The sequence below is a fragment of the Mesorhizobium hawassense genome, assembly GCF_003289945.1.
GTDB lineage: Bacteria > Pseudomonadota > Alphaproteobacteria > Rhizobiales > Rhizobiaceae > Mesorhizobium > Mesorhizobium hawassense.
Genome location: NZ_QMBP01000007.1, coordinates 48,560 through 74,952, shown reverse-complemented (window position 1 = coordinate 74,952; position 26,393 = coordinate 48,560). Strand labels below are relative to the sequence as shown.

The window sequence follows — 26,393 nt, the reverse complement described above, 5'->3', positions numbered from 1 at the left end:
TTCAAGATATGATCAGGCCGCTTTGTCGACCGGCTTGGCCATGTCGACCACGGTCCATCCTGGCCGGTACGGATTGGGCCGGCGACCCGTTTCGCGATAGCCATAGGCCGAGTAGAGCGCGATGTTCCGCTCCATGCGCGAATTGGTGTAGAGCCGCACCTCCGGCACGCCCCATAACCGCGCCTGCTCGTCGGCGAAATCGAGCAACGCAATGCCGAGTTTTTTACCCTGGAACGCCGGCGCGACGGCGACGCTGAAGATCATGGCGTGATCGCGATGACGTTCGAGGACGACCAGTCCCGCAAGCTCGGCGCCTTCTTCCAGCAGCCAGACCTCGCCGCGCTCGATGCGCGGCGCATAGTCTTCGGTGACGGGGATCGGCGGTGCGCCGAACAGAGCCGTGTACGGAGCATAGGCGTCGGTGGTCAGCGCGACGATGGCGGCAAGATCGTCGGGGCGGGCGAGTCTCATGCTTGATCGGCTCCAGCGGCGGCTGCGACGACCTTCTGCATGCCCGCGGCAATCGCTGCGACCGCTTCTCGGCTGGAATCGCCGAGACCATGGCGCGCCGCCAGCCAGTGCGCGTCGTTGTAGGACAGCCAGACCTTGCCTTGTTCGTCCTCCCAGGCCAGCGCCTTGATCGGCAGGTCGATGCCGGCCAGCTGCCGGTCCTGCATCAACGGTGTGCCGCCTTTCGGATGGCCGAAGATCAGCAATTCGGTCGGGCGCAACGCAGCGCCGACTTCATGCGCGCCGGCGGCATGGTCAATGCGGGCGAAGACGCGCAGTCCGGCGCCGGTGACGGTCGCGACCAGCCGGTCGATGGTTTCAGGGACGCCAAAGCGGCTTTCGACGGAGACAAGGCCGTTGTTTGACGTCATGCGACTTCACTCACTGCCCGCTCCGGATGCGACGGCTCGAAGTCGATCCGCAGGCTGTTCGCCGTTATGCAGCCTTCGACCCCGTATGAGGAATCCCACGTGACACGATAGCGCTTGTCGGTACGCGTAATCTGCATGTGGCCGACGATGCCGATCGTCGTGAAATGATCAAGGTTGACCGCCCTTATCTCTCCCAGTGTAAGGGTCACGAGCACACGCCGATCGAGGATGAAATATCCATCTTCGTCGATTTTGTCGGTCATTCGAAAGGCCTCCAACCGAAGCCGCCCGGACCGATTTGAAGACAGCTCGATGTCGATCAATCTGGCATCGTGAAAGCTTGGAACGAATCCCAGCCAGTCGATCAGCGCCTTGGCACCTTCGATTTCAACGAAAGCGTCGACCTCTTCCACGATACGATCAGCCTCCGTGGCTACTCCGCCGCTTCGCGCTTGCCTCCGGGGCGGCGCTCCAGAAGCTCCTTCAGGAACTGGCCGGTGTAGCTGCGCTTCTCGCGCACGATCGCTTCCGGGGTGCCTGAGGCGACCAACTCGCCGCCGCCGTCGCCGCCCTCGGGGCCGAGGTCGAGCACCCAGTCGGCGGTCTTGATGACTTCGAGATTGTGCTCGATGACCACCACCGTGTTGCCCTGGTCGACCAGCTCGTGCAGCACTTCGAGAAGCTTGGCGACGTCGTGGAAATGCAAGCCGGTGGTCGGCTCGTCGAGGATGTAGAGCGTCTTGCCGGTCGCCTTGCGCGACAGTTCCTTGGCAAGCTTGATGCGCTGCGCCTCGCCGCCGGACAGTGTCGTCGCCTGCTGGCCGATATGGATATAGCCGAGGCCGACCTGCTTCAGCGTTTCCAGCTTGTCGCGCACGCCCGGCACCGCCGAGAAGAAGTCGACGCCTTCCTCGACCGTCATGTCGAGCACGTCGGCGATCGACTTGCCCTTGAACAGCACGTCGAGCGTCTCGCGGTTGTAGCGCTTGCCGTGGCAGACGTCGCAGGTGACATAGACGTCGGGCAGGAAGTGCATCTCGATCTTGATGACGCCGTCGCCCTGGCAGGCCTCGCAGCGGCCGCCCTTGACGTTGAAGGAGAAGCGGCCCGGCTGATAGCCGCGCGCCTTGGCCTCCGGCAGGCCGGCGAACCAGTCGCGGATCGGCGTGAAGGCGCCGGTATAGGTCGCCGGATTGGAGCGCGGCGTGCGTCCAATGGGCGACTGGTCGATGTCGATGACCTTGTCGAGGAACTCCAGTCCCTCGATGCGGTCATGCTCGGCCGGATGCTCGCGCGAGCCCATGATGCGGCGCGACGCGGCCTTGAACAGCGTCTCGATCAGGAAGGTCGACTTGCCGCCGCCGGACACGCCGGTAACTGCGGTGAAGGTGCCGAGCGGGATTTCCGCCGTCACGTTCTTCAGATTATTGCCGCGCGCGCCGACGACCTTGATGCGCCGGTTCTTCTTGGCCTCGCGGCGCACCGCGGGCGTCATCACTTCGAGCTCGCCCGACAGGTACTTGCCGGTGATCGAGGCGGGCGTCGCCATGATCTGCTGCGGAGTGCCCTGGGCGATGATCTGGCCGCCATGGATGCCGGCGGCCGGGCCGATGTCGACGACATAGTCGGCATGCAGGATGGCGTCCTCGTCATGCTCGACGACGATGACGGTGTTGCCGATGTCACGCAGGTGCTTCAACGTGTCGAGCAGGCGCGCATTGTCGCGCTGGTGCAGGCCGATCGACGGCTCGTCCAGCACATAGAGCACGCCGGTGAGACCGGAGCCGATCTGCGAGGCGAGACGGATGCGCTGGCTCTCGCCGCCCGACAGCGTGCCGGAGTTGCGCGACAGCGTCAGATAGTCGAGGCCGACATCGTTGAGGAAGCGCAGCCGCTCGCGGATTTCCTTGAGCACGCGCACCGCGATCTCGTTCTGCTTGTCGTTGAGCTGCGCCGGCAAATCAGTGAACCACTGGTCGGCCTTGCGGATCGACTGTTCGGTGACCTCGCCGATATGTTTGCCGCCGATCTTCACCGCCAGCGCTTCCGGCTTCAGCCGGTAGCCGTTGCAGACGGGGCAGGGGGTGGCCGACATGAAGCGCTCGATCTCCTCGCGCATCCAGGCCGATTCCGTTTCCTTCCAGCGCCGGTCGAGATTGGGGATCACGCCCTCGAAGGTCTTGGTGGTTTTGTAGGAGCGCAGGCCGTCATCATACTGAAAGGTGATCTCGCGTTCGCCGGTGCCACGCAGGACGGCTTCCTTAGCCTCCGCGCTCAGATCCTTGAACTTGTCGCCGAGCTTGAAGCCATAGGCCTTGCCGAGCGCCTCCAGCGTCTGCGCGTAATAGGGCGAGGTAGACTTCGCCCACGGGCTGATGGCGCCGTCGCGCAGCGACAGGTTCTCGTCCGGCACCACCAGATTGGGGTCGATGGCGCGCTGGCTGCCGAGGCCATCGCAGGTCGGGCAGGCACCGAACGGGTTGTTGAACGAGAACAGCCTGGGCTCGATCTCGGGAATGGTGAAGCCGGACACCGGGCAGGCGAATTTCTCCGAGAACAGGATACGCTCGTGCGTCTCGTTCTTAGACTTGTTGACCGAGTCCTCGCCGGTCAGGCTGGCATCGAGCGGCCGGTCGGCGAACTCGGCCACCGCCAGCCCTTCGGCAAGCTTCAGCGCAGTCTCCATCGAGTCCGCGAGCCGCGTCGCCAGGTCGCCGCGCACGACGATGCGGTCCACGACGACGTCGATGTCGTGCTTGTATTTCTTATCCAGCGCCGGCACGTCGGCGATCTCATAGAAGGTGCCGTCGACCTTGACGCGCTGAAAGCCCTTCTTCTGCAGTTCCAGGAGTTCCTTGCGGTACTCGCCCTTGCGACCGCGCACGATCGGCGCCAGCAGGAACAGGCGCGTGCCTTCCTCCAGCGCCAGGACACGGTCGACCATCTGGCTGACCGTCTGGCTCTCGATCGGCAGGCCGGTGGCCGGCGAATAGGGAATGCCGACGCGCGCGAACAAGAGGCGCATGTAGTCGTAGATCTCGGTGACCGTGCCGACCGTCGAGCGCGGGTTCTTCGACGTGGTCTTCTGCTCGATCGAGATGGCGGGCGACAGGCCGTCGATCTGGTCGACGTCCGGCTTCTGCATCATCTCGAGGAATTGGCGGGCATAGGCCGAAAGGCTCTCGACATAGCGGCGCTGGCCCTCGGCATAGATGGTGTCGAAAGCCAGCGACGATTTGCCGGATCCCGACAGGCCCGTCATCACGATCAGGCTGTCGCGCGGCAGGTCGAGATCGACATTTTTCAGATTGTGTTCGCGCGCCCCGCGAATGGAAAGGTATTTATGGTCGGCCATTGCCGGTCGCCGCCTCAGATCTGGAATGTGCTGGATTGGGCGGGTTCGTCCCGGCCATCCCCTATGTAGGTATTTTCGCCGCCACGTCGAGAGACGCCACAATCTCGACGGAGGAAGTCGATCATCGGTTTAACCGCCTTTCGCGCGAGCCGGCAAGCGGAAAGAACAAAGGCCGAACACGCTCCTGACAAAGCGCTGTGGAAACAATCGCGTTGAGCGATGTGGAAACAATCGCCACAAGCACCGCGAAAACAAATGCCACCGATGCCGGCCGCTTTGATCCACGGAGGCGCTGGACTTACCTGCACGTAACCTCCGAAAGATCACATTTTTCGGTAACCGGCTATTCAACGGTTGACGTCGCGGACCCAGGGGAGCAGTCTCGAAGACGTCAACGAAGCCGGCCGTCTTTCGATGGCCTCGCCGCCCAACAGGCGGCCTGCGAGACGCCGCAGGTGATAGCGATTTGCGCTTCGAACGACATTGTCGCAACGGACCCAGGAGCGGAGCATGACGCCACCGGACAGTCCCTTGAGGCTCCACACCGAGATGGAGCCGCGGCGGGCATAAGTGCCAGGGCAGACTTGAAACGCCAGCCCGACAAACCGTGACTTGCCGAATCCCAACAATCAGAGACCGTAGTCGGATCGTCGGCTGAACGCCGCGGTGCATCCGAAACAGAACGCCGGCAGTCCACTCCCGGCTAAAGTTGGATTTCAGATCCATGAAGCCCCGTCCATCTGCCAAGCAGGGACGGGGCTTACATTTTGTGGGGCATGCTTCACTTCATGGGCAGGGCCGGAAACGCCCTCAGTGGTTCGGAATCCGAGTTCCGCCCGTCGCTATGTCGATGGTTATGCTGCCACCGATCCTGACATCGGTATTGCCGATCTTGAACGAGCCGTCGCTGCCGGCGGCCAGCGCGTCGTCAGGTTCGGGCTGCGGCGCGGGCTTGGCGATGCGGTAGTCGCCGCTGACGCCGGGCAGTTTCTGCGACGAGCTTTCGTCGGCAAGCGCGGTGCCGGCCATCAGCGCCCCCGCAAGCGCGGCGAGGGCAAAACACCAACGTCTGGTCTGCAGCGGCTTGGTCATGCGCGAACTATAAAGGCGCGGCCGCCGCGATGCCAGACGTGGGGCAATCAACTTGCCGCGCGTCCGGCCCGAGATCTCAGGCAGCCTTCTTGCGGGTGTCGTAGACGTGGTCGACGAGACCCCATTCCTTGGCTTCCGCGGCACTCATGAAATAATCGCGGTCGAGTGTGCGCTCGACCTCTTCATAGGTCCGGCCGCAATGCCGGGCATAGAGCTCGGTCATGTGCTGCTTGGTGCGCACGATGTCCTCGGCGTGGCGTTGGATGTCGGAAGCCTGCCCCTGGAAGCCGCCGAGCGGCTGGTGCAGCACGATCCGTGTGTTGGGCAGCGCGATGCGCCGCCCCGGCGTGCCGGCCATCAGCAGGAAAGATCCCATCGACGCGGCGAAGCCCATGCACACCGTCGAGACCGGGCAGGAGATGTATTGCATGGTGTCGTAGATGGCGAAGCCGCTGGTCACCATGCCGCCCGGCGAGTTGATGTAGAGCGAGATCTCCTTGTCCGGATGATCCGATTCCAGCGACAGAAGCTGCGCGCAGACCAGCGCCGACACGCTGTCGTTGATCTCCCCGTTGATGAAGACGATGCGTTCGCGCAGCAGCCGCGAAAAGATGTCGAAGGCGCGTTCGCCGCGGCTCGACTGTTCGATGACCATCGGCACCAGATTGGCAATGCTCATGACGGGTTCCTCGGTCTTTTCTAATCAGGCGGCGCGCAGCATCATGCAGGGCGCGTTGGCCGCGATTGTGGTCTTACGCGCATAAAGCGAGAGTCCGCAGCCGGCTCCGGACACCGCGAAGACGGGCTCCACCACCGGGACGAAGCCGTCATGGACAATGTGCAAATGGGTGCCGCCCGAGGCGGTGCGTGCCAGCGTGAAAGTGACGATGCTGTCGAAAGCGGGAAGCCGGTCCGCATCGGTCGCGCCTGGCCGCTCACGCCAGGAATAGCGCAACAGCTTGCCGGGCTCGGTCTCGAGCACCTCGCATTCGATCGGCGCATCCGGTCCGGCAAAGGCAAAGCGGCTGCCGGCTTTCGCCTTGATGTCGTTCGGCATCAGCCAGGCGGCGAGCAGCTCCGGCTCGGTCAGCGCCCGCCAGACTTTCTCCGGCGGATCGGCAAGGTCGCATTCGAAGCTCAGCGCCTCGGGCGCCGTCGGGTTTTCTGCTCTGGTCATTGGTCCATTCCCTTCAGAACGGTCTTCAGCTTCTCGATGCGTTCCGGCCAGAAGGCGCGGTAGCGTTCGACCCAGCCGAGCAGCGGATCGAGCCCTTGCGGATCGGCGCGGTAATAGGCGTTGCGGCCGGCGCGCCGCTCGACCACCAGACCGGCGCCGCGCAGCACGGCAAGGTGCTGCGAGACCGCCGGCTGCGACACGCTGATGCCGGCGCGCAGCTCGCTCACGGTCATCTCGCTGGCGGTCAGGCGCTCGTAAACGGCGCGACGTGTCGGGTCGGCGAGGGCGCGGAAAATCTCTGCTTCGATCATCGTAAAAGCATAAGTCGATACTTATTGGTTTGGCAAGCGGCTATTTGATCGCCATATCCAAACATGCGTTCAGGCGGGGCCTTTGCTGACATTCCTTGACAGAAAGGGCGGTTATGCCTAGAACGAAAAGAGAACAAAAACCTTGTGGGAAAAGCCAGCCTTTGCAGGCATGGCAGGCCCGCAGGCTGTAAGGTGAGCGACTTAGAATTTGTTTCGGATGAGCGCGGAGAAGTACGATGGCGGGTAGCGTCAACAAGGTCATTCTGGTCGGCAATCTCGGGGCGGATCCTGAAATCCGCCGCCTGAATTCCGGTGATCCGGTCGTCAACATCCGCATCGCCACGTCGGAAAGCTGGCGCGACAAGAACTCGGGCGAGCGCAAGGAAAAGACCGAGTGGCACAATGTCGTCATCTTCAACGACCAGCTCGCCAAGGTGGCGGAGCAGTATCTGAAGAAGGGCATGAAGGTCTATGTCGAGGGCCAGCTGCAGACCCGTAAATGGCAGGACCAGACCGGTGCCGACAAATACACGACGGAAGTCGTGCTGCAGAAATTCCGCGGCGAATTGCAGATGCTCGACGCGCGCGGCGAGGGCGGCGGCGGCCAGGTCGGCAATTATTCCGGCGGCGGCAGCAGCCGCGGCTCGGATTTCGGCCAGTCCGGCCCGAACGAAGGTTTCAGCCGCGGCGGCGGGGGTGGTTCCAGGGGCGGCGGTGGCGGCGGCTCGTCGCGCGAGCTGGACGACGAGATCCCGTTCTAAGCTGATCGTTTGAGGGGAAGGCGCCGTGTCGCTCGGACCGCTGCTGTCGGCGCCTCCTCCCATTCCGTGGCATGCCTTCGCGGCCTTTGCCGCTTTAGCCATCGGCGGCGCCCAGCTGGCGCTGCCGAAAGGCACGATGCGTCATCGTGTGCTGGGCTATGCCTGGGTGGCGCTGATGCTGGTCATCGCCATTTCGAGCTTCTGGATCCAGCAGATCCGGCTCGTCGGTCCGTTCAGCCCGATCCATCTGTTGTCGATCCTGGTGCTGGTGACGGCGCCGCTGGCGGCGTGGTATGCGCATATGCACAAGGTGGCGGCGCATCGCAGCGTCATGATAAAACTCTATCTGTTCGCGCTGATCGGCGCCGGCATCTTCACGCTGCTGCCCGGCCGGATCATGCACGGCGTGGTGTTCGGCCAGTAAGGCGTGTTGATATTCAGGTGAGGCCGGCCTGCAAATGGCGGCCTCCTGCGCTTCCGGTGCTCACGTACTTCAAGTACGCTCCGCTCCGGCCTTCGCCGGCCGAAGCCCTCATAAGCGTGTCCGCTCTATGAAGGCTACGGCCGGCGTAGGCCGGTTCTCGGAAGCCATCATTTTCGGCGCGGCCTGACCTGAATCTCAACACGCCTTGGCGCGGACAGGAATTTCTCAAGGAAGATTATCGTGAAAGCACGCGTCAAATGGGTTGAGGAACGCACCTTCGTCGGTGAATCCGGCAGTGGCCATAAGGTCGTGCTGGGCACCGCGCATGGGCCGGACGGCAAGACACCGGGTCCGAGCCCGATGGAGCTGGTGCTGATCGGCACCGGCGGCTGCTCGGCCTATGACGTGGTGCACATCCTCGAGAAGGGTCGCGAGGCGGTCGAGGATTGCGTGGTCGAACTCGACGCCGACCGGGCCGAAACCGACCCAAAAGTGTTCACCCGCATCCACATGCATTTCATCGTCAAAGGCCGTGCCCTGTCGCACGACAAGGTCAGACGAGCGATCGACCTGTCGATCGAGAAATATTGCTCGGCGTCGGCGATGATGGCGAAGACGGCGACGCTCACGCATGATTTCGAGGTGGTCGAAACGGCGGTGAAATAGGGCAGTGGGGCAGTATGGGTGGGTTGCTCGCTGCCCGCTGAACTAGGCCGAGACTCATAAATTGTGGACCGCTAGCGGAAGCGATGGCAGTGGAGTGTTTGATCGTGAGGCTCTGGAAGGTAGGAGACCCCGATGCTCTCACTTGAAGACCGCCGATGGAACCAACTGCAGGATGCATACGGCCGCGCAGCGAACGTTCCGGGGCTGCTGCGGGAGCTGCGCTCTGCCACCAGCCCTAAGAAAGGCTATCAGGACGAGCCGTGGTATAGCCTCTGGTCGAGCCTTTGCCACCAAGGTGACGTTTATACAGCCTCTTATGCAGCTGTTCCGCGCATCGTGAAAATCGCAGCCGACACGCGAACCCCCATCGATTTTTCATTCTTTCAGCTACCTGCAGCAATAGAAGTCGCACGGAGAACGGGCCGAGGGCCCGAAATCCCTACCGAATGCGCCGACGACTATCACCGCGCTCTGGCGAGCCTTGGCGAGGCCGTGAGCCTTCATCGAAATGATACTTGGGATCAATCCATGCTTTTGTCGGCAATGGCTGCGCAGGCCGTCGCTAAAGGTCATATCGATGTCGCCGAGGCCATACTGAATTTGGACAGCGATTTGATCACCAAAATCAACAGGCTAGAATTCAACTAGACTTTCCTTCGGCCGCCCAAGCTGCTTCGCCGTTGGCATGGGCGGAAAACTACCTAGCCGTCCTCAAGCTTGTAGCCGTCCGCATTTGGACACGCAGTGGTGAGTCTACGTCCTATGCGGCCATCAGCGCCCTGACGCCGTCGGCGACGAATTGCACCGCAAGCGCCGCAAGGATCACACCGAGCAATCGGGTCAGGATCGAGCGGCCGGTCTGGCCGAGGATACGGTCGATGCGTTCCGACAGCACGAACACCAGATAGGTGATGACGAGGCACAGGAAGATGATGCCGACCAGGGCTGCCTGAGCGGCAAAACCCTCGAAGTGTCCCGAGAGCAGCACGGTGGCCGAGATCGCGCCGGGGCCGGCGATCAGCGGGATCGCCAGCGGGAAGGCGGCGATGTTGTGGATCATGTCCTTGGTGATGGCGACGTCGCCGATCTTTTCCTTGCGGTCCTGGCGGCGCTCGAACACCATTTCGAAGGCGATGAAGAACAACAGGAAGCCGCCAGCGACGCGGAAGGCCGGCAGCGTGATGCCGAACACCGACAGGATCGAGGCGCCGGCAACCGCGAACAGCGCCATCACCAGGAAACCGATGATCGAAGCGCGCACCGAGACCTGCTGGCGCTCCTCGCGGTTCATGCCGCGCGTCACGGCGAGGAAGAGCGGCGCCAGGCCGGGCGGGTCGATGGTCACCAGTATGGTGACGAAGGCATTGAACAGGCTGTCGAAGCTCGGCATCGCTGGTCCCCTCCCGCCGGGCGAAGCCCAGGTTCTGCAATTGGTAGAGCAAAGCCCGGGCGCTGGAAACAGGCGGGAAGGGAAATCAGCCGGCTATTGGGCTTTGCTGCAATAGGCTTCCAACCGGTAGCCATCCGGGTCGATGACGAACGCGGCGTAGTAATTGTCGCCATAGGCGGCGCGCAGGCCGGGCTGGCCGTTGTCTTTGCCGCCCTCACGCAATGCCGCGGCATGGAAGGCGTCGACACTGGCTCGCGTCGGTGCCGAGAAACAGAAGTGCAAGCCGGAGTCCGCATCGGCGGGCACCGGCCGGCCAGCGTCATTAACCCAAAGCTGGACGGCTTGAGCGCCGTAGCCGAGAGAGCCGGGCGACTGGCTGAGGCAGGAATAGCCGAGCGGCTTCAGCGCCGCGTCGTAGAAGCGTTGCGATGCGCCGGCATCACGAACACCGATCGAGACATGGTCGAGCATTGTTTTCTCCATGATTGCAACTGGTTGGTCGATCAGGCTGGTGTAGCGCGTCGGGCCAGGAACTCGACCTCCATGCGCCAGGTCGCGCCGCCGTCATGCGAGCGCTCGCCGAGCCAGCGGAACGAGTTTTCCGTGATGCGTGAAAAGCTCCAGCGCACGGACGCGCCGGTGCCGTCGGCGCCGACCTGGACGATCGTGTCGTCCTCGGCGCGGCCGAGTTGCCGGCTGTAATACTGGTTGCGCGGATCGCTCCAGAAGATGTGCCAGGCGTCCTCACCTGGATCGTAGACGCGCAAAGTGGTGCCGTAGAAGGTCCATGGCCCCAGCGACGGGGAGGGACCCGCGTCGCGCGCGGGCAGGATCCAGACATCCTGCACGGCCCTGCCTTCGAGAACCCAGCCGAAGTGCACCTCACCACGCCCCTCGAGCCTGGTGCCATCTTCGAGAATGCGCGTGGCGTCGAATGTCCAGGCGCCAATGAAGCGGCCATAGAGCTTCAGCCTTTCTGCAAGGTCCGGATTGGGGCCATCGCTGTTCAGGGCCTCGATGAAGGGATCGGTCATTGCTGCTGCCTCGTTTGTCAGGAGAAGGTGAGCAATAGGGACATGGCAGGGTTCATCGCTTGGGAAAAATTGCTATTTTTCGGGCCATGACCACCGCGCAGAAAACTCTGGCGTCCGGGCTTGGCTGGCATGTGTCCGACGTCGTGTGCACGGCCGCCGACGGCGACAAGCCGTTCGAGGAGGAGCATCGCGGCTTCTGCGTTGCCGCCGTGACCAGAGGCACGTTCCGCTATCGCACCCGGCAAGGCACGGCAATGCTGACGCCCGGCGCCATTTTGCTCGGCAACCCCGGCGCCTGCTACGAATGCGGGCATGAGCACGGCGCCGGCGACCGCTGCCTCTCCTTCCATTTTTCATCGGCCTATCTGGAACGCGTAGTGATCGAGCTGCCGGGTGCGAAGCGGCTCGGCTTCGCCGGTCCGAGCCTGCCGCCCGTGCCGGCGCTGGCGCCGCTGCTGGCCGAGGTGGAGGCCGCGCGGGAAAGGGGCGACAATGAGGCGTTCGAGGAACTCGGCCTGCGCATTGCCGGCGCGGTGGTCGCGGCCGGTTCTTCCGCGGTCGTCCGGACGCCCAGCCGCCGCGACCAGAAACGCGTCGCGGAGGCGGTGCGCCTGATCGAGCTCAACGCCGAACGGCCACTATCACTGACCGAGCTTGCCGACGGAACGGCGACCAGTCCGTACCATTTCCTGCGCGTTTTCCGGCAGGTTGCCGGCATGACGCCCTACCAGTTGCTGCTCAGGACAAGGCTGCACCGGGCGGCGGTGCGACTGCGCAGTTCCGACACGGCGATCTCGACGATCGCCTTCGACGCCGGCTTCAACGACCTGTCGACCTTCAACCGCCGGTTCCGGCGCGAGATGGGGCAAGCTCCCGGCGCTTACCGCGCCCGCCGCGCTGGCTAATAGTGTCCGCTGGTGCCTGTCGGACGCGTCGTCAATCGTCCGTCGGCCCGCACCAGCCGGGCAGATAGTCCGCGTCCTTGCTCCTGGCGAGCGTCAGGGCATCTTTCATCGCCTTGTCGAAATTCTTCTCAACCGCGCTCCGATCGATGCGCCGGCGCAGGAAGTCCGCCCAGATGAATTCGCTGAACGGCGTCGTGTCCTTGGCGTAACCGCCCAGCCGGCGCAGTTCGCCCGCCACGCTGCGGTACGGATCATCGACCAATTCGCCGATGGTCTTCGGGATCGCCGAGTAATCGCGGCGCCGGCCGTTCTCGTCGAACGGGTGCATCCAGCCGCGATTGTCGAGCACGAAAAGAAACGCGTCCTTGTCGAGCGCGGACAGGTCGCTGATCACGGTGACGAGCACGTCCTTGACGCCCTCCTCGAGCAGGGCGCGGGCGAGATGGTGGTGATCGGTGACGTAGTTGCGGTTCTTGGGGCCGAGCACCACCGGCACCATGTGCTTGCCGAGAAAGGTGCCGGTCTTCTTCTTGGCGTCCTGCGCCCGGATCATCTGGCGCTTCAACGCAACCTCCCGCATGCCGACCGTTATCTGGGTCGGCCTCAATTCCTCGACGGGGACCGGGGTCACAATGGGTTCTCGGGGATCGATCATGGCACGCCATCCTGTTCTTGCTGCTGTGGTTTCCCCGGACCAAGTGCTTTGATCGCCGCGTCGACGCTGTGGAATATCCGCTGCGTGCCAACAATTTCGGCGATGCCGAACCGCTGCAGCGCCGCCTGGGCGCGCAGCGATTCCATGCGCGCGATAGCAAAGACCGCGCCTTTGTCACGACAATGGCGGATGATGTCGATCAGCGTCTGGGCGGCGGTATAGTCGATCTCGACGATGTTGCTGGCCTCCAGCACCACCAGTTTCACATCCTCGCTCCTGGCGTCGATCAGGTCGGTGAGACCACGCTTGAAACGGTCGGCATTGACGAAGGAAAGCGGTGCCTGGAAGGCCGCCACCAGCACGCCGGGATGCTGCTCGCCTGCGATGGAATTGCTCGGCGGCCACCAGACCGACGTGCCCGGCACCTGCGCCAGCTCGATCGGCTCCGTGTGTGTCGAGCCCCAGATGCCGTAGAGCAGCGACAGGCCGATGCCGATCGCAACGCCGGTTTCGATCGGCAGGACGACGATCGCGATCATGGTGATGAGGATCAGCGCGAACTCGACCGGCGCCTGGCGATAGACCTTGGCGAAGACCTGCCAGCGCAGAATATGCTGGGCCACGAACATCAGCACGCCGGCAAGCGCGGCCTGCGGCACGTTGGCGAGCAAGCGGCCGCCGAAAACACCCAGCACCAGCACGATGGCCGCCGCGATCAGGCCCGAAAGCTGCGAGCGACCGCCGGTCTGGGCGACGATGGCCGTGCGCGGCGGGCTGGCATTCACGGCAAAGGCGCCGAACAGCCCGGCCACGATGCTGCCCGCGCCGACGCCGACGAAATCGCGGTTGACGTCGGGCGCTTCTGCGTCCTGCGGCGTAAAGGAGCGGCTGGTGGCCGCCGTCTGCACCATGACGACGATGGCGATCAGCAACGCGAGCGGGACGAGGGCCTGCGCGTCCCGGAAGTCGGCGGTCGGCATGCCGGGCGCCGGCAAGCCGTTTGGCAGGGCGCCGAGCACTTCGACGCCCCGGTTCTTCAAGTCGAAGGCGATGACTGCAAGCGTCGCCAGAACCATGCCGATCAGCGCCGCCGGGATTCGGGCGCTAATATGCTCCGAGACGAAGACGATGGCGAAGACGCCGAACCCGAGCGCCAGGCTCCACGGATTGGTAAGGTGCAGATCGGCGGCGATCTCGCCGATGCGCCGCACCGTCTCACCGCTTTCCGGCGGCAGGCCGAGCAAAGAAGGCAGTTGCGAGACGATGATATGGACGGAGATGCCGGCGAGAAAACCGGTCGTCACCGGCACGGACAGGAGGTCGGCAATCCAGCCGAGGCGGAAAATTCCGCTGAGCCCCACCAGCAGGCCTACCATCAGCGCCAGCATGGCCGCCAGCGCCAGATAATGCGGCGAGCCGGCGGTGGCGATCAACGCCAGACTGCCGGCGAACAGCGGCGTGATCGTCGAATCCGCGCCGGCCGACAAATGGCGATTAGCGCCGAATAGCGCGAAGGCCACCGATCCGGCGACGAAGGCAAAGAAGCCGATCTCCGGGGCGAAGCCGCCGAGGCGCGCCGTCGCCATCTGTTCGGGAATGGCGATCGCCGCCAGCGTGATGCCGGCCGCCAGGTCGCCGTTGAGGTCCTTTGCGCTCCAACCGCTTAGCGCCCGCAAAGGCAGCCATGAGGCCAGGTTCGTTGCGCCCGCGGTTTTTGCCTGATCCATGACCGACCTTGCCGCATGGCGAGCAAAACGACCGTGGCCATATCGTCGCAATCAGCGGTATCCATTTGAAATTACCACCAAAATTGTCTCTGGAAAAGTCCGGCCGACATTGGAGTTTCGGCGAGCCTTCCTATATAAGCATGCAGTGATTCCCGACTGGATTGTGACCTGATTTGACCGACCAGAAGACACCGCGCGGGCCGGAGGGCGGCCCCACCGGCATCGAGCCGATTTCGATCATCGAGGAGATGCAGCGCTCCTATCTCGATTACGCCATGAGCGTGATCGTCAGTCGCGCGCTGCCCGATGTGCGCGACGGCCTGAAGCCAGTGCATCGCCGCATCCTCTATGCCTCGCATGAGAGCGGCTACCACTGGAACCGCAAATATGTGAAGTCGGCGCGCCCGGTCGCCGACGTGATGGGTAAATACCATCCGCATGGCGACGCCTCGATCTATGACGCTTTGGTGCGCATGGCGCAGGACTGGTCACTGCGCGTGCCGCTGATCGACGGTCAGGGCAATTTCGGCTCGATCGACGGCGATCCGCCGGCGGCGATGCGCTACACCGAGTCCAGGCTCACCAAGGTCGCGCATGAGCTCTTGGAGGACATCGACAAGGAAACCGTCGATTTCCAGGACACTTACGACGCTTCTGGCAGCGAGCCCAAGGTGCTGCCGGCGCGTTTCCCGAACCTTCTGGTCAACGGCTCCGGCGGCATCGCCGTCGGCATGGCGACCAACATCCCGCCGCACAATCTCAGCGAAGTCTGCAACGGCGCCATCGCCCTCATCGACAATCCGGCGATCGACCTGACGGCATTGATGGAGATCGTGCCCGGCCCGGATTTCCCGACTGGCGGCATCGTGCTTGGCAGGTCCGGCATCTACAACGCCTATTCGACGGGCCGCGGGTCTATCGTCATGCGCGGACGCGTCGACGTCGAACAGCGCGGCAACGACCGTGAATCGATCGTCGTCACCGAGATTCCCTATCAGGTGAACAAGGCCTCGATGATCGAGAAGATGGCCGAGCTGGTGCGCGACAAGCGCATCGAGGGCATTTCCGATATCCGCGACGAGAGCGACCGCCAGGGCTACCGCGTCGTGATCGAGTTGAAGCGGGACGCCGTGGCCGACGTCGTCCTCAACCAGCTCTATCGCTTCACGCCGCTGCAGACGTCGTTCGGCGCCAACATGGTAGCGCTCAACGGCGGCAAGCCGGAAGTGCTGACGCTGATCGACATGCTCAAGGCCTTTGTCGGCTTCCGTGAGGAAGTCGTCAGCCGCCGCACGAAGTACCTGCTGCGCAAGGCGCGCGAGCGGGCCCACGTTTTGGTCGGTCTGGCGATCGCCGTCGCCAACATCGACGAGGTGATCAAGCTGATCCGCACCGCGCCCGATCCGCAGACGGCGCGCGAGCAGTTGATGGAACGGCGCTGGCCGTCGCACGACGTCGCGCCGCTGATCGAGCTGATCGACGATCCGCGTCATCGCATCAACGAGGACGGGACCTACAATCTCTCCGAGGAGCAGGCTCGCGCCATCCTTGAACTGCGCCTGCAGCGCCTGACCGCGCTCGGCCGCGACGAGATCGCCGACGAGCTGAATCAGATCGGCGCCGAAATCGTTGATTATCTTGATATTTTGTCGTCGCGTGCGCGCATCCAGCAGATCGTCAAGGACGAGCTGATCGCGGTCCGCGACGAGTTCGGCACGCCGCGCCGCACCGAGCTCTCCGACGGCGGCTCGGATATGGAAGACGAGGACCTGATCCAGCGCGAGGACATGGTCGTCACTGTCAGCCACTCCGGTTACATCAAGCGCGTGCCGCTGTCGCTCTACCGGGCGCAGCGCCGCGGCGGCAAGGGTCGCTCCGGCATGTCGACCAAGGAAGAGGATTTCGTCACTCGGCTGTTCGTCGCCAACACGCACACGCCAGTGCTGTTCTTCTCCTCGCGCGGCATCGTATACAAGGAAAAGGTCTGGCGGCTGCCGATCGGCAACCCGCAATCGCGCGGCAAGGCCCTGATCAACATGCTGCCGCTCGAGCAAGGCGAGCGCATCACCACGATCATGCCGCTGCCCGAGGACGAGACCAACTGGGGCGAGCTCGACGTCATGTTCGCCACCACGCGCGGCACCGTGCGTCGCAACAAGCTGTCCGACTTCGTCCAGGTCAACCGCAACGGCAAGATCGCCATGAAGCTGGAGGAAGAGGGCGACGAGATCCTCGGCGTCGAGACCTGCACCGACAATGACGACGTGCTGCTGACGGCGAATTCGGGCCAGTGCATCCGCTTCCCGGTCTCCGACGTGCGCGTCTTCCAGAGCCGCAATTCCGTCGGCGTGCGCGGCATAACCATGGCCGAGACCGATCGCATCATCTCGATGTCGGTGATCGAGAACGTCGATGCGTCGCCCGCCGAGCGCGCCGCCTATCTGAAGCGCGCCGCGGCCGAGCGCCGGATGGCCGCCGGCGCCACCGGCGACGAGGAGGAGATCGCGCTCACCAACGAAGAGGTCGGCGAGGAAGCCGAACTCTCCGAAGAACGCTACGAGTTCCTCAAGGCGCATGAGCAGCTCGTGCTGACGGTGACCGAATATGGCTATGGCAAGCGTTCGTCGTCCTACGATTTCCGCCTGACGGGACGCGGCGGCAAGGGCATCCGGGCCACCGACGTGTCGAAAGTGGCCGAGATCGGCCGGCTGGTCGCGACCTTCCCGGTCGGCAATGATGATCAGATCATGCTGGTTTCGGACGGCGGTACGGTCATCCGCGTGCCGGTCGAAGGCATACGCTTCGCCAGCCGCGCCACCAAGGGCGTGACGATCTTCAACACGGCTGAAGGCGAGAAGGTCGTGTCTGTCGAGCGGATTTCGGAACCGCAGTCGGACGAGGAGACCGAAGAAGTATCGTCAGGCGAGACTGGAACCGAAGACGGAACCCAGGAAAGCCAGGAATAGGCTCTCGCTGCCCAGCGCCGGCCTATGGGCCGGTGCTTCGTTACTGGAGATCAGAATCGGCGGTAAGGTTTGCGGACGACGAAAGGATCGATCCGCCTGGTGTTGGCCTTGACGCGAACCTTTGCTGCTTCCTGATGCAACCCGAATGCAGTCGCGATCAGCATCACGATGGTCATTGCAGTGGCAAGCATGTAGATCAGCATTTGCGTGTTCTCCTGCGCTTACAACGAAAACATGGGGATTTGGTTTCATCCCTTGAAGTGCAACCTAGTGAACGCTGCGTGAAGCGTTCGTGATCGTTGCATTCATCTGTCGTTCACGGCGCCGAAAAGGTTCAAACGCGGATTTTTTGCGCAGTTGTGCACGGAAAACCGCTCACACTTTTCCTGGAATTGCTCTAGAAGCCTGCCATGACCGAACGCACCGCCCTTTACGCCGGGTCCTTCGACCCGCTGACCAACGGCCATCTCGATGTGCTGAAAGCCTCGCTGGCGGTGGCCGATACCGTCTATGCGGCGATCGGCATTCACCCGGGCAAGAAGCCATTGTTTTCCTTCGAGGAACGCGTGACGCTGATCGAGGCCGCGACCAAGGCCGAGTTTGGCCGTGACGCCGGCCGCATCAAGGTCGTTTCCTTCGACGGGCTGGTCATCGACGCGGCCCGCAAACACGGCGCCTCGATCATCATCCGCGGCCTGCGCGACGGCACCGATCTCGACTACGAGATGCAGATGGCCGGCATGAACGAGACGATGGCTCCGGAACTGCAGACGGTTTTTCTCCCCGCCAGCCCTTCGGTGCGCACCATTACCGCCACACTCGTGCGCCAGATTGCGTCGATGGGCGGCGACATCCGCCCATTCGTGCCGGCGGCCGTTGCCGGCGCGCTCACCGTCAAGTTCACCAAATAGGCTTTCCCGGAGATACCCATGCAGCTGAAGAAGCTCGCTTCGTTCCTTGTCGTGCTTGCCGGCCTTTTCGCGGCATCCCTGCCGGCGGTCGCCGCCGACAAGGAAAACACCATGATCATCACGCTGAAGGATGGCGACGTGACCATCGCGCTGCGTCCCGATCTGGCGCCCAAGCACGTCGCGCAGATCAAGAAGCTGGTGCGTGACGGCGCCTATGACAACGTCGCCTTCCACCGCGTCATCGACGGCTTCATGGCGCAGACCGGCGACGTCAAGTTCGGCAACACGAAGAAGGGTTTCAACCCCGAGGCCGTCGGCACCGGCGGTTCCGACCTGCCCGACCTGCCGGCCGAATTCTCGCAGAGCGAGCAGTTCACCCGCGGTGTGGTCGGCATGGCCCGTTCGCAGGATCCGAACTCGGCCAACTCCCAGTTCTTCATCATGTTCGCGCCGGCGCCGAATCTCGACGGCCAATATACCATCGTCGGCAAGGTGGTCGGCGGCATGGACCTCGTCGACAAGATCAAGAAAGGCGACGAGGCCGACAACGGGACCGTCACCGACCCTGACAGCATGATCAAGGTTCGTATCGCCGCCGACGGCAAATAACACCCCTCAATTCTCAAAAAGGATTTCTGACATGGCTGAGATCAAGGATCGCGAGAACGCGCTCATCATGGAAACGACCAAGGGCCAGGTCGTCATCGATATGTATCCCGAACTGGCGCCGGGCCACGTCGCCCGCATCAAGGAGCTGGCGCGGGAAGGCGCCTATGACGGCGTGGTGTTCCACCGCGTCATCGACGGCTTCATGGCGCAGACCGGCGACGTCAAGTTCGGCAATTCGTCGAAGCCGACCTATGCTCCGTCCCGCGCCGGCATGGGCGGTTCCGACAAGCCGGACCTGAAGGCCGAGTTCTCCAACGCCAATCACGGCCGCGGCGCCTGCTCGATGGCGCGCGCGCAGAACCCGAACTCGGCGAACTCGCAGTTCTTCATCTGCTTCGACGACGCTGCCTTCCTCAACCGCCAGTACACCGTCTGGGGCCAGGTCATCGAAGGCATGGACAATGTCGACAAGATCAAGCGCGGCGAGCCGGTGCAGGATCCCGACAAGATCGTGTCGCTGAAGGTCGCGGCCGACGTCAAGTAAAGGCAAACGATGATGGGCGCCGTCTGGTCCCTGCTTGGCATCCTGTCCGGTGCCTTCATCGCCATCCAGGCGCCGATCAATTCGCAGCTGGCGCGCGGCCTCGGCCTTCCCGTGGCCGCCGCCGCGTTCTCCTTCCTGTCCGGCGCCATCGTACTCGGTATCATCTCCATCTCGGCGGTGAAGCTGCAGGGTATCTCGCTCGACTGGAAGGCGCCGGCGCCGTGGCTGTTCATCGCCGGTGGTATGCTCGGCGGCTTCTACGTGACGCTGTCGACGATCCTGACGCCGCGCATCGGCGCCGCCGCGCTCATGGCCTTCCTGGTCGCTGGCCAGCTGATCGCCGGCATGCTGATCGACCGCGCCGGCTTTCTTGGCGTGGCGGTGCGCGAAATCTCGCTTGGCCGCGTCGCCGGCGCCGTGCTGCTGCTTGCCGGGGCGCTGCTCATCCGGCTCTACTGATGCGCGTCGACCTGTTCGATTTCGACCTGCCGGAAGAGCGCATCGCGCTTCGCCCGGCGGAGCCGCGTGACAGCGCCAGGCTGCTGGTCGTCAAACCGGGCGAAACGCTGGAAGACCGCATTGTCGGCGATCTGCCGTCGCTGCTTCGCGAAGGCGACGTCTTGGTGTTCAACGACACCAAGGTCATCCCGGCGCAACTGAAAGGTTTCCGCAAGCGCGGCGAGGCGGTGGCACAGGTCGAGGCGACGTTGCATATGCGCGTGGCGCCGGACCGCTGGCAAGCCTTCATGCGGCCAGGCAAACGCATCGCCGCCGGCGACCGCATCCATTTCGGCCATGACGGTAATTCCTGTTTCCTCGGCCAGCTCGACGCAACGGTGCTCGAGAAGGGCGAAGCGGGCGAGGCACTGCTCGGCTTCGACCTTTCCGGGCCGTTCCTCGACGAGGCGCTGCACGCTGTCGGCCACATTCCGCTGCCGCCCTATATCGCTTCAAAGCGCGACGACGACGAGCGCGACCGCGCCGATTACCAGACCATCTATGCCAGGGAAGAGGGGGCTGTCGCTGCACCCACCGCCGGCCTGCATTTCACGCCGGAGCTGTTCGCCGCGCTCGACGCCAAGGGTGTCGAGCGCCGTTTCGTCACGCTGCATGTCGGCGCCGGCACCTTCCTGCCGGTGAAGGTCGACGACACCGCCGACCACAAGATGCATGCCGAGACCGGCTCGGTCAGTGCCGAGACGGCGGCGGCGCTCAATGCGGCCAAAGCGCGGGGAGGGCGGATCATCTGCGTCGGCACGACGTCACTGCGCCTTTTGGAAAGCGCTGCGCGCGAGACCGGCGCGGTCGAAGCCTGGTCCGGACCGACCGACATCTTCATCACGCCCGGCTATCGCTTCCGCACGGCCGACATGCTGATGACCAATTTCCATCTGCCGCGCTCGACGCTGTTCATGCTGGTCTCGGCCTTCAGCGGGCTGGAGACGATGCGTTTGGCCTATGCGCATGCCATCGACAACCGCTACAGGTTCTACTCCTATGGCGACGCCAGCCTGCTTTACCGAGCGGAGACGAGCGATGGACGATGATCTCGACGGCATGGACCGCGATCTGCTGATCGCGGAAGTGAAGAAGCTGCGCGCCGGCATCCGCGCGCATCGCGACACGACCGGCCATGATCTGTGCTGGCATCACCCCGATCTCTGGGAGCTTCTGCCGGAAAAGACCGAGCCGGAAATCGCCGTGCCGCCTTGGCCGAAATTCATGCGCGGCTGCATCCGCTACCGGCAGTCGCTCGACGAGCAGGTGCCCAATGCTGCGGTGCACGACAAGGAATTCAATGGCTGAGACTTTTTCTTTCAAGCTGCTAGCCAGCGACGGCAAGGCCAGGCGCGGCCTGGTCTCGATGCCGCGCGGCGAAATCCGCACGCCGGCCTTCATGCCGGTCGGCACCGGCGGCACCGTCAAGGCCATGTATATGGACCAGGTGCGCGGCGTCGGCGCCGACGTCATTTTGGGCAACACCTACCATCTGATGCTGCGGCCTGGCGCCGAGCGCGTGGCCAGGCTTGGCGGCCTGCACGAGTTCGCGCGTTGGCCGCATCCGATCCTGACCGACAGCGGCGGCTTCCAGGTCATGTCGTTGTCGAAGCTCAGGAAGCTGACCGAACAAGGCGTCACCTTCCGCTCGCATATAGACGGCGCGCCGTACGAAATGTCGCCGGAGCGGTCGATCGAGATCCAGGGTCTGCTCGATTCCGACATCCAGATGCAGCTCGACGAATGCACCGCGCTGCCGGCCAAGCCTAAGGAGATCGAGCGGGCCATGGAGCTGTCGCTGCGTTGGGCCGAGCGCTGCAAGACGGCCTTCGGCGACCAGCCGGGCAAGGCGATGTTCGGCATCGTCCAGGGCGGCGACAGTGCGCCGATGCGCGTGCGTTCGGCGCAAGCGCTGAAGGCGATGGATCTGAAAGGCTATGCCGTCGGCGGGCTGGCGGTCGGCGAGCCGCAATCGGTGATGCTGGAGATGCTCGACATCACCTGCCCGGAATTGCCAGCCGACAGACCGCGCTACCTGATGGGCGTCGGCACGCCGGACGATATCCTGAAATCGGTGGCGCGCGGCATCGACATGTTCGACTGCGTGATGCCGACTCGCGCCGGCCGTCATGGCCTCGCCTACACGCGCCGCGGCAAGGTCAATCTCCGGAACGCGCGTCACGCCGACGATCCGCGGCCGCTCGACGAGGAAAGCGACTGCGCGGCCGCGCGCGACTATTCGCGCGCTTATCTGCATCACCTCGTCCGTTCGCAGGAGTCGCTCGGCGCCATGCTGCTGACCTGGAACAACCTGTCCTACTATCAGAAGCTGATGCAGGACATCCGGGCTTCCATCGAGGCACAGGCCTTCGAAGCGCGGGCCGCGGAGATCGCCGAAGGCTGGGCGAGGGGCGATATCCCGGCCGTTTGATCAGCGAAGCCGTCAGAAAACTTTTCATAAATCAAATGAAGAGTAAGTATCCTTTGCCATGCTTTGGTAAAGGTCGGCGCAGATTTGCTGAAATTAGACATGTCAACCGCATTTCGTAATGTAGCAAGTACTAATATATATGCTGACCGACTGGAACTGGTGGCAACGCGGCAACGGAGCGTCGGTCTATTACTTCTGATTTCGGTGATCGTGCTTGCCGGCCTGTCCTTGCGTCTGCTCGGAGCGCGCGGGGATCTCTGGCAAGACGAGCTCTGGAGCATCTCGCTGGTGGCTCCCCTGACGTCGATCGACCAGATATTCTGGCGTATAAACCACGACAACAACCACTACCTCAATTCGATCTATCAGTATGTCGTCGGCCCCGATGCCGCGCCGCTCGTCCAGCGCGGCCTGTCGATAACGCTCGGGGCGTGCACCATCATTGCAGCCGCGGCGATATCGCGCGGACGCTCGGCAATGGCTGCGTCGGTGCTGCTGTTCGCGGTGAGCTATCCGATGGTTCACTACGGCTCGGAGGCGCGTGGCTATGCTGGCCTGGTGCTGTTCACGCTCGTTGCCGTGGCTCTCCTAGAACGCCGGCTCGACAAGCAGGGTTCGTACGGCCTCGCCCTGGCAGCGGCAATTCTGCTTGGCTTCCTCTGGCATCTGACGATGATCGAAACGGTGGTGGTGCTCATGGCTTGGACGGCGTGGCTTAGCTGGCAACGCAACCGCAGTCTGAATGTCGTCAACAGCGAGCTTGTCCAGGTCTTCCTGCCGGCTTTCCTTGCCGTGCTTCCGCTTGGCGCGGCAATGGTCGTGGGCGCTCGATTGTTCAGTTTCAGGATCGGCGGGGTTTCCTCGTTCTCGCTCGAGAATTTCGCCGTCGGATATGGCGGAATGATCCGCTATCTTTTCGGTCTGCCGAACTGGATCAGCGACTGGGCATGCATCGCGGTCGTCTACGCCTTGGTTTTGGCATATGCCGTCGTCTCGCGCGATCGCCGGACCAGTCTCTATGTCATCGGCATCGTCGGGCTACCCGCCTTGATGGCGGTGGCGCGTCTGCCGAGTCTCGAATTCCCGCGCTATTTCATCGTCAGCGGAGCCTTGTTGCTGCTTTGGGCCGGAGACGTGATCGGACGCGGCTTCGACGCCGGCGGGGCGAGAAGGATTTGCGCCACCGGGATACTCCTGCTCGTGGCAGGCAGCAGCATGGCGTCGCTGGCCCGTTTCTATGAGTATGGGCGCGGTTCCTATTCCGGCATGGTGGACGAGATGACAAAGAACGGCGCCACCACCTTTGCCACCAATGTCGATTTCCGCACCGGCATGGTGGTCGACTACTTCGCGGCGCGCAAGGGCCGCCAGGCATCGCTCATCACCCAGGACAAGATTTGTGCCGGCCGCGCGGACTGGCTGATTCTGGAAGGTGATCCCCAAAAACAGCCGGAACGGGTGGATTTCGATTGTGCGCTTGCCTACCAACGAGCAGATGACTCTGCCTTCTGGGGCCTCTCCGGTTTGGGCTGGACCCTCTATAGCCGCCGAGATTGACCAGCCGACCAGGCCCCGCTGTGCGAGCTCAGGTGCTGACCGACGCCGAGGCCCGCAAGCTGCAGCCGGTGATCTTGAAACTGCCGTCCGCCTGCTGCTGCAGCGTATAGACCGCTTCATAGTCCTTGCCGTCAGGCCCGACGATCAGCACCTGCTGGATGATCGAACCGGGTCCGGTCTGCTCGACCTTGCCGAAGGAATAGGACCGGGGCTTGCGCACCGGCGCGTAGCCGTTCGTGACCATGTTCATGAAGGTGTCGACGGTCGGAAAGATCTGCTTCACATTCGGCGCGGCGAAACTGTAGGCGGCGGCGCCGTCATCGGCGATGAAGGCCTTCAACTGGCTGTCGATGACCGTCTGCGCGGCCTTGACCTCGGCGTCGCCGGCGAAGGCAAGCGAGGCTATCAACATTGGAACTAGAGCTAATGCGAACAATAAGCGGCGCATGGCCTGCCTCCCGGAATTCGCTTGGCGAACGCAATCTAACATACGCATCGCGGCATGGCGTGGTTTCACCAACCAGCGAAGATTCCACGATTTCGCCGCCAGGGGCGTGATCAGGCTCTCTTTGAAGCGCGTGCCGCGTAATGCTTGAAAGCCGGGCGGCAGTCTGCCACAAGGGCCGCTTATTCGCGTTGAAGGCTGGCAGGACCGGGCAATGAAGGCATTTTTCGTGCAGATTAAATGCGATCTGGGCAAGTCCTACGAGGTCGCCAGCGCGCTCGCCGATGCCGAGATCGCCTCCGAGATCTATTCGACCGCCGGCAATTTCGACCTGCTCGCCAAGTTCTATATCGACGATGAGGAAGACGTCGGCCACTTCGTCAACGAGCGGGTGCAGATTCTGCCGGGAATCAAGGACACGTTCACCATCGTGACTTTCAGGGCGTTCTGACCGGCCCGGCGCTGCCTGGCCGGGAAGCAGGAACTGACCCGACCTTGCCGCTTATGCCCTAATTTCAGGCAATTTGCGTAGAGTGGCCTGCATCGCGCTTTAAATCACCGATTGCGCTTGATTTTCTCCGGCGGGGCCAGTGAAATGGTCTCAGAGGGGAGTACGCGATTGGCAGCGTTCGACGAAATGCTTCCGGAAATTTCCGGATTGAGAACACCTTATGAGGCTTACGATCGCTGGCTGAAGGAGCAGGACCCGGCCAGGCTTACCGAGAAAATGCAGGATGCCGAGCGGGTATTCCGCAAGACCGGCATCACCTTTGCCGTCTATGGCGAGCAGGAAGCTTCCGAGCGGCTGATCCCTTTCGACATCGTGCCGCGCATCCTTTCCGGCCAGGAATGGCGCCGGCTGACGCAGGGCATCGAGCAGCGCGTGCAGGCGCTTAACGCCTTTCTCGACGACATCTATCACCGCCAGGAGATCCTGCGCGCCGGGCGCGTGCCCAGGGATCTGGTCGCCAAGAACGAGGCCTTCCTGCCCGAGATGATCGGTGTCAGGCCGCCGGCCGGCGTCTATACCCATATCATCGGCGTCGACATCGTCCGCATCTCGGAAAACGAGTTCTACGTGCTGGAGGACAATGCCCGCACGCCGTCGGGCGTCTCCTATATGCTGGAGAACCGCGAGACGATGATGCAGCTCTTTCCGGAGCTGTTCCAGAAGATCAAGGTGCGGCCGGTGGAGAACTACCCGCAGCTTCTGCGCCAGTCGCTGGCAGCGGTGCGGCCGCAAAGCACCAAGGGCACGCCGACAATCGCGGTGCTGACGCCCGGTTCCTACAACTCGGCCTATTTCGAGCACGCCTTCCTCGCCGACCAGATGGGCGTGCAACTCGTCGAAGGGCAGGACCTGCGTGTCGTCGACGGTCATGTCGCGATGCGCACGACCGAAGGCTACAAGCAGATCGATGTGCTCTACCGGCGCGTCGACGACTCGTTCCTCGATCCGCTGACCTTCCGGCCGGATTCCGCGCTTGGCGTGCCGGGCATCATGGATGTCTACCGCGCTGGCAACATCACCATCGCCAACGCACCGGGAACCGGCATCGCCGACGACAAGGCGATCTATTCCTACATGCCCGAGATCGTCGAGTTCTACACCGGCCGCAAGGCGATCCTCGGCAACATCCCGACCTGGCGCTGCTCGGAGCCGGACAGCCTCAAATACGTGCTCGAGCACATCCATGAACTCGTCATCAAGGAAGTGCACGGCTCCGGCGGCTACGGCATGCTGGTAGGCCCGGCGGCGACCAAGAAGGAATGCCAGGAATTCGCCAAGAAGCTGCAGGCCAAGCCCTCGAACTACATCGCCCAACCGACGCTGGCGCTGTCGACCTGTCCGATCCTGACCGAGAAGGGCCTGTCGCCGCGCCACGTCGATCTGAGACCCTACGTGCTGGTCTCGGACCGCATCCAGATCGTTCCGGGGGGCTTGACGCGTGTCGCACTCAAGCAGGGCTCGCTGGTCGTCAACTCCTCGCAAGGCGGTGGGACGAAGGACACCTGGGTACTCGATGACTGAGCGAGTAGGCAGCAGACCGAGT

Annotated in this window: 31 protein-coding genes; 16 read left to right on the top strand and 15 right to left on the bottom strand. The window is 63.3% G+C overall.

All coding sequences use genetic code 11. The features are described from left to right. Positions 1 to 12: 12 nt before the first annotated feature. The 8 genes from DPM33_RS16195 to DPM33_RS16160 form a co-directional block, all read right to left on the bottom strand. The gene (locus DPM33_RS16195) at positions 13 to 471 is read right to left on the bottom strand and encodes a GNAT family N-acetyltransferase (protein ID WP_112098457.1); all 459 of its coding nucleotides are present in this window, start codon (positions 469 to 471) and stop codon (positions 13 to 15) included. Next, positions 468 to 881: a DUF302 domain-containing protein gene (locus tag DPM33_RS16190; protein ID WP_112098456.1), complete on the bottom strand. Its 414-nt coding sequence runs from the start codon at positions 879 to 881 to the stop codon at positions 468 to 470. The genes DPM33_RS16195 and DPM33_RS16190 overlap by 4 nt, the downstream gene beginning before the upstream one ends. Continuing rightward, the gene (locus DPM33_RS16185; protein WP_167449095.1) at positions 878 to 1,294 is read right to left on the bottom strand and encodes an Imm50 family immunity protein; all 417 of its coding nucleotides are present in this window, start codon (positions 1,292 to 1,294) and stop codon (positions 878 to 880) included. The genes DPM33_RS16190 and DPM33_RS16185 overlap by 4 nt, the downstream gene beginning before the upstream one ends. A gap of 20 nt (positions 1,295 to 1,314) precedes the next feature. Continuing rightward, positions 1,315 to 4,236, bottom strand: a complete 2,922-nt coding sequence (uvrA, locus tag DPM33_RS16180) for an excinuclease ABC subunit UvrA (protein WP_112098454.1) — start codon at positions 4,234 to 4,236, stop codon at positions 1,315 to 1,317. A gap of 810 nt (positions 4,237 to 5,046) precedes the next feature. Continuing rightward, positions 5,047 to 5,328, bottom strand: coding sequence for a hypothetical protein (locus DPM33_RS16175; RefSeq protein ID WP_112098453.1), 282 nt, complete (start codon positions 5,326 to 5,328; stop codon positions 5,047 to 5,049). A 76-nt stretch (positions 5,329 to 5,404) separates the two neighbouring features. Further along, positions 5,405 to 6,007 carry an ATP-dependent Clp protease proteolytic subunit gene (locus DPM33_RS16170; RefSeq protein WP_112098452.1) on the bottom strand — a complete coding sequence of 201 codons (603 nt, stop codon included), beginning with the start codon at positions 6,005 to 6,007 and terminating at the stop codon, positions 5,405 to 5,407. Between the two features lie 24 nt (positions 6,008 to 6,031). Continuing rightward, positions 6,032 to 6,505, bottom strand: coding sequence for an SRPBCC family protein (locus DPM33_RS16165; RefSeq protein WP_112098451.1), 474 nt, complete (start codon positions 6,503 to 6,505; stop codon positions 6,032 to 6,034). Further along, positions 6,502 to 6,816, bottom strand: a complete 315-nt coding sequence (locus DPM33_RS16160; protein WP_112098450.1) for an ArsR/SmtB family transcription factor — start codon at positions 6,814 to 6,816, stop codon at positions 6,502 to 6,504. The genes DPM33_RS16165 and DPM33_RS16160 overlap by 4 nt, the downstream gene beginning before the upstream one ends. Positions 6,817 to 7,052: 236 nt before the next feature. Between DPM33_RS16160 and DPM33_RS16155 the strand changes: the two genes are divergently transcribed. The 4 genes from DPM33_RS16155 (at position 7,053) to DPM33_RS16140 (ending at position 9,315) form a co-directional block, all read left to right on the top strand. Then, positions 7,053 to 7,577, top strand: a complete 525-nt coding sequence (locus DPM33_RS16155; RefSeq protein WP_112098449.1) for a single-stranded DNA-binding protein — start codon at positions 7,053 to 7,055, stop codon at positions 7,575 to 7,577. Between the two features lie 25 nt (positions 7,578 to 7,602). Then, positions 7,603 to 8,001, top strand: a complete 399-nt coding sequence (locus tag DPM33_RS16150) for a DUF2306 domain-containing protein (RefSeq protein WP_112098448.1) — start codon at positions 7,603 to 7,605, stop codon at positions 7,999 to 8,001. Positions 8,002 to 8,241: 240 nt separating this feature from the next. Next, a complete protein-coding gene (locus tag DPM33_RS16145) occupies positions 8,242 to 8,667 on the top strand; it encodes an OsmC family protein (RefSeq protein WP_112098447.1) in 426 nt (141 codons plus the stop codon). A gap of 132 nt (positions 8,668 to 8,799) precedes the next feature. Then, positions 8,800 to 9,315: a hypothetical protein gene (locus DPM33_RS16140; protein WP_112098446.1), complete on the top strand. Its 516-nt coding sequence runs from the start codon at positions 8,800 to 8,802 to the stop codon at positions 9,313 to 9,315. Between the two features lie 112 nt (positions 9,316 to 9,427). Here DPM33_RS16140 and DPM33_RS16135 read toward each other — a convergent pair whose 3' ends face one another. The 3 genes from DPM33_RS16135 to DPM33_RS16125 all read right to left on the bottom strand — a co-directional run bounded on the left by DPM33_RS16135 (position 9,428) and on the right by DPM33_RS16125 (position 11,091). Beyond that, positions 9,428 to 10,057: a MarC family protein gene (locus tag DPM33_RS16135; protein WP_112098445.1), complete on the bottom strand. Its 630-nt coding sequence runs from the start codon at positions 10,055 to 10,057 to the stop codon at positions 9,428 to 9,430. Between the two features lie 93 nt (positions 10,058 to 10,150). After that, the gene (locus DPM33_RS16130) at positions 10,151 to 10,528 is read right to left on the bottom strand and encodes a VOC family protein (RefSeq protein ID WP_112098444.1); all 378 of its coding nucleotides are present in this window, start codon (positions 10,526 to 10,528) and stop codon (positions 10,151 to 10,153) included. Positions 10,529 to 10,560: 32 nt separating this feature from the next. Next, entirely contained in the window at positions 10,561 to 11,091 is a 531-nt protein-coding gene (locus DPM33_RS16125) for a hypothetical protein (protein ID WP_112098443.1), read from the bottom strand. 86 nt (positions 11,092 to 11,177) lie between these two features. On the opposite strand from DPM33_RS16125, the gene DPM33_RS16120 reads away from it, so the two are divergent. Beyond that, entirely contained in the window at positions 11,178 to 11,996 is an 819-nt protein-coding gene (locus DPM33_RS16120; protein ID WP_112098442.1) for an AraC family transcriptional regulator, read from the top strand. A 31-nt stretch (positions 11,997 to 12,027) separates the two neighbouring features. On the opposite strand, the gene DPM33_RS16115 is transcribed toward DPM33_RS16120, so the two are convergent. Together DPM33_RS16115 and DPM33_RS16110 are read right to left on the bottom strand one after the other, a co-directional pair. Continuing rightward, positions 12,028 to 12,651 carry a ParB-like protein gene (locus DPM33_RS16115; protein ID WP_112098441.1) on the bottom strand — a complete coding sequence of 208 codons (624 nt, stop codon included), beginning with the start codon at positions 12,649 to 12,651 and terminating at the stop codon, positions 12,028 to 12,030. After that, the gene (locus DPM33_RS16110; protein WP_112098440.1) at positions 12,648 to 14,378 is read right to left on the bottom strand and encodes a SulP family inorganic anion transporter; all 1,731 of its coding nucleotides are present in this window, start codon (positions 14,376 to 14,378) and stop codon (positions 12,648 to 12,650) included. The genes DPM33_RS16115 and DPM33_RS16110 overlap by 4 nt, the downstream gene beginning before the upstream one ends. 173 nt (positions 14,379 to 14,551) lie before the next feature. On the opposite strand from DPM33_RS16110, the gene gyrA reads away from it, so the two are divergent. After that, positions 14,552 to 17,344, top strand: coding sequence for a DNA gyrase subunit A (gyrA, locus tag DPM33_RS16105; protein WP_112098439.1), 2,793 nt, complete (start codon positions 14,552 to 14,554; stop codon positions 17,342 to 17,344). A 50-nt stretch (positions 17,345 to 17,394) separates the two neighbouring features. Here the strand turns inward: gyrA and DPM33_RS36270 are convergent, their stop codons facing one another. Beyond that, positions 17,395 to 17,547, bottom strand: a complete 153-nt coding sequence (locus DPM33_RS36270; protein ID WP_167449094.1) for a hypothetical protein — start codon at positions 17,545 to 17,547, stop codon at positions 17,395 to 17,397. A gap of 207 nt (positions 17,548 to 17,754) precedes the next feature. Here DPM33_RS36270 and coaD point away from each other — a divergent pair, with 207 nt between their 5' ends. The 8 genes from coaD to DPM33_RS16065 all read left to right on the top strand — a co-directional run bounded on the left by coaD (position 17,755) and on the right by DPM33_RS16065 (position 23,894). Next, entirely contained in the window at positions 17,755 to 18,255 is a 501-nt protein-coding gene (gene coaD, locus DPM33_RS16100) for a pantetheine-phosphate adenylyltransferase (protein WP_112098438.1), read from the top strand. Between the two features lie 18 nt (positions 18,256 to 18,273). Further along, positions 18,274 to 18,864: a peptidylprolyl isomerase gene (locus DPM33_RS16095; protein ID WP_112098437.1), complete on the top strand. Its 591-nt coding sequence runs from the start codon at positions 18,274 to 18,276 to the stop codon at positions 18,862 to 18,864. A gap of 31 nt (positions 18,865 to 18,895) precedes the next feature. Continuing rightward, a complete protein-coding gene (locus DPM33_RS16090; protein ID WP_112098436.1) occupies positions 18,896 to 19,408 on the top strand; it encodes a peptidylprolyl isomerase in 513 nt (170 codons plus the stop codon). Between the two features lie 9 nt (positions 19,409 to 19,417). Beyond that, entirely contained in the window at positions 19,418 to 19,867 is a 450-nt protein-coding gene (locus DPM33_RS16085) for a DMT family transporter (RefSeq protein ID WP_112098435.1), read from the top strand. Continuing rightward, on the top strand, positions 19,867 to 20,955 hold the full coding sequence (queA, locus tag DPM33_RS16080) for a tRNA preQ1(34) S-adenosylmethionine ribosyltransferase-isomerase QueA (protein ID WP_112098434.1): 1,089 nt from the start codon (positions 19,867 to 19,869) through the stop codon (positions 20,953 to 20,955). The genes DPM33_RS16085 and queA overlap by 1 nt, the downstream gene beginning before the upstream one ends. After that, a complete protein-coding gene (locus DPM33_RS16075) occupies positions 20,945 to 21,214 on the top strand; it encodes a hypothetical protein (RefSeq protein WP_112098433.1) in 270 nt (89 codons plus the stop codon). Before queA ends, DPM33_RS16075 begins: the two co-directional genes overlap by 11 nt. Then, entirely contained in the window at positions 21,207 to 22,337 is a 1,131-nt protein-coding gene (gene tgt, locus DPM33_RS16070; protein ID WP_112098432.1) for a tRNA guanosine(34) transglycosylase Tgt, read from the top strand. The genes DPM33_RS16075 and tgt overlap by 8 nt, the downstream gene beginning before the upstream one ends. Before the next feature lie 204 nt (positions 22,338 to 22,541). Next, the gene (locus tag DPM33_RS16065) at positions 22,542 to 23,894 is read left to right on the top strand and encodes a hypothetical protein (protein ID WP_112098431.1); all 1,353 of its coding nucleotides are present in this window, start codon (positions 22,542 to 22,544) and stop codon (positions 23,892 to 23,894) included. A gap of 28 nt (positions 23,895 to 23,922) precedes the next feature. Here the strand turns inward: DPM33_RS16065 and DPM33_RS16060 are convergent, their stop codons facing one another. After that, entirely contained in the window at positions 23,923 to 24,342 is a 420-nt protein-coding gene (locus DPM33_RS16060; RefSeq protein WP_112098430.1) for a DUF4864 domain-containing protein, read from the bottom strand. Positions 24,343 to 24,553: 211 nt separating this feature from the next. Between DPM33_RS16060 and DPM33_RS16055 the strand changes: the two genes are divergently transcribed. Next, complete coding sequence (locus DPM33_RS16055) at positions 24,554 to 24,790, top strand: Lrp/AsnC ligand binding domain-containing protein (protein ID WP_112098429.1); 237 nt, start codon at positions 24,554 to 24,556, stop codon at positions 24,788 to 24,790. A gap of 168 nt (positions 24,791 to 24,958) precedes the next feature. Next, positions 24,959 to 26,371, top strand: a complete 1,413-nt coding sequence (locus tag DPM33_RS16050) for a circularly permuted type 2 ATP-grasp protein (RefSeq protein WP_167449093.1) — start codon at positions 24,959 to 24,961, stop codon at positions 26,369 to 26,371. Positions 26,372 to 26,393 lie beyond the last annotated feature (22 nt).

What these genes read in the sequence shown, in the direction of transcription:
- DPM33_RS16195 (WP_112098457.1), bottom strand. Translation starts at nt 471, where the DNA reads ATGAGACTCGCCCGCCCCGACGATCTTGCCGCCATCGTCGCGCTGACC.
- DPM33_RS16190 (WP_112098456.1), bottom strand. Translation starts at nt 881, where the DNA reads ATGACGTCAAACAACGGCCTTGTCTCCGTCGAAAGCCGCTTTGGCGTC.
- uvrA (WP_112098454.1), bottom strand. Translation starts at nt 4,236, where the DNA reads ATGGCCGACCATAAATACCTTTCCATTCGCGGGGCGCGCGAACACAAT.
- DPM33_RS16175 (WP_112098453.1), bottom strand. Translation starts at nt 5,328, where the DNA reads ATGACCAAGCCGCTGCAGACCAGACGTTGGTGTTTTGCCCTCGCCGCG.
- DPM33_RS16170 (WP_112098452.1), bottom strand. Translation starts at nt 6,007, where the DNA reads ATGAGCATTGCCAATCTGGTGCCGATGGTCATCGAACAGTCGAGCCGC.
- DPM33_RS16165 (WP_112098451.1), bottom strand. Translation starts at nt 6,505, where the DNA reads ATGACCAGAGCAGAAAACCCGACGGCGCCCGAGGCGCTGAGCTTCGAA.
- DPM33_RS16160 (WP_112098450.1), bottom strand. Translation starts at nt 6,816, where the DNA reads ATGATCGAAGCAGAGATTTTCCGCGCCCTCGCCGACCCGACACGTCGC.
- DPM33_RS16155 (WP_112098449.1), top strand. Translation starts at nt 7,053, where the DNA reads ATGGCGGGTAGCGTCAACAAGGTCATTCTGGTCGGCAATCTCGGGGCG.
- DPM33_RS16140 (WP_112098446.1), top strand. Translation starts at nt 8,800, where the DNA reads ATGCTCTCACTTGAAGACCGCCGATGGAACCAACTGCAGGATGCATAC.
- DPM33_RS16135 (WP_112098445.1), bottom strand. Translation starts at nt 10,057, where the DNA reads ATGCCGAGCTTCGACAGCCTGTTCAATGCCTTCGTCACCATACTGGTG.
- DPM33_RS16130 (WP_112098444.1), bottom strand. Translation starts at nt 10,528, where the DNA reads ATGCTCGACCATGTCTCGATCGGTGTTCGTGATGCCGGCGCATCGCAA.
- DPM33_RS16125 (WP_112098443.1), bottom strand. Translation starts at nt 11,091, where the DNA reads ATGACCGATCCCTTCATCGAGGCCCTGAACAGCGATGGCCCCAATCCG.
- DPM33_RS16120 (WP_112098442.1), top strand. Translation starts at nt 11,178, where the DNA reads ATGACCACCGCGCAGAAAACTCTGGCGTCCGGGCTTGGCTGGCATGTG.
- DPM33_RS16115 (WP_112098441.1), bottom strand. Translation starts at nt 12,651, where the DNA reads ATGATCGATCCCCGAGAACCCATTGTGACCCCGGTCCCCGTCGAGGAA.
- DPM33_RS16110 (WP_112098440.1), bottom strand. Translation starts at nt 14,378, where the DNA reads ATGGATCAGGCAAAAACCGCGGGCGCAACGAACCTGGCCTCATGGCTG.
- DPM33_RS36270 (WP_167449094.1), bottom strand. Translation starts at nt 17,547, where the DNA reads ATGCTGATCTACATGCTTGCCACTGCAATGACCATCGTGATGCTGATC.
- coaD (WP_112098438.1), top strand. Translation starts at nt 17,755, where the DNA reads ATGACCGAACGCACCGCCCTTTACGCCGGGTCCTTCGACCCGCTGACC.
- DPM33_RS16095 (WP_112098437.1), top strand. Translation starts at nt 18,274, where the DNA reads ATGCAGCTGAAGAAGCTCGCTTCGTTCCTTGTCGTGCTTGCCGGCCTT.
- DPM33_RS16090 (WP_112098436.1), top strand. Translation starts at nt 18,896, where the DNA reads ATGGCTGAGATCAAGGATCGCGAGAACGCGCTCATCATGGAAACGACC.
- DPM33_RS16085 (WP_112098435.1), top strand. Translation starts at nt 19,418, where the DNA reads ATGATGGGCGCCGTCTGGTCCCTGCTTGGCATCCTGTCCGGTGCCTTC.
- queA (WP_112098434.1), top strand. Translation starts at nt 19,867, where the DNA reads ATGCGCGTCGACCTGTTCGATTTCGACCTGCCGGAAGAGCGCATCGCG.
- DPM33_RS16075 (WP_112098433.1), top strand. Translation starts at nt 20,945, where the DNA reads ATGGACGATGATCTCGACGGCATGGACCGCGATCTGCTGATCGCGGAA.
- tgt (WP_112098432.1), top strand. Translation starts at nt 21,207, where the DNA reads ATGGCTGAGACTTTTTCTTTCAAGCTGCTAGCCAGCGACGGCAAGGCC.
- DPM33_RS16060 (WP_112098430.1), bottom strand. Translation starts at nt 24,342, where the DNA reads ATGCGCCGCTTATTGTTCGCATTAGCTCTAGTTCCAATGTTGATAGCC.
- DPM33_RS16055 (WP_112098429.1), top strand. Translation starts at nt 24,554, where the DNA reads ATGAAGGCATTTTTCGTGCAGATTAAATGCGATCTGGGCAAGTCCTAC.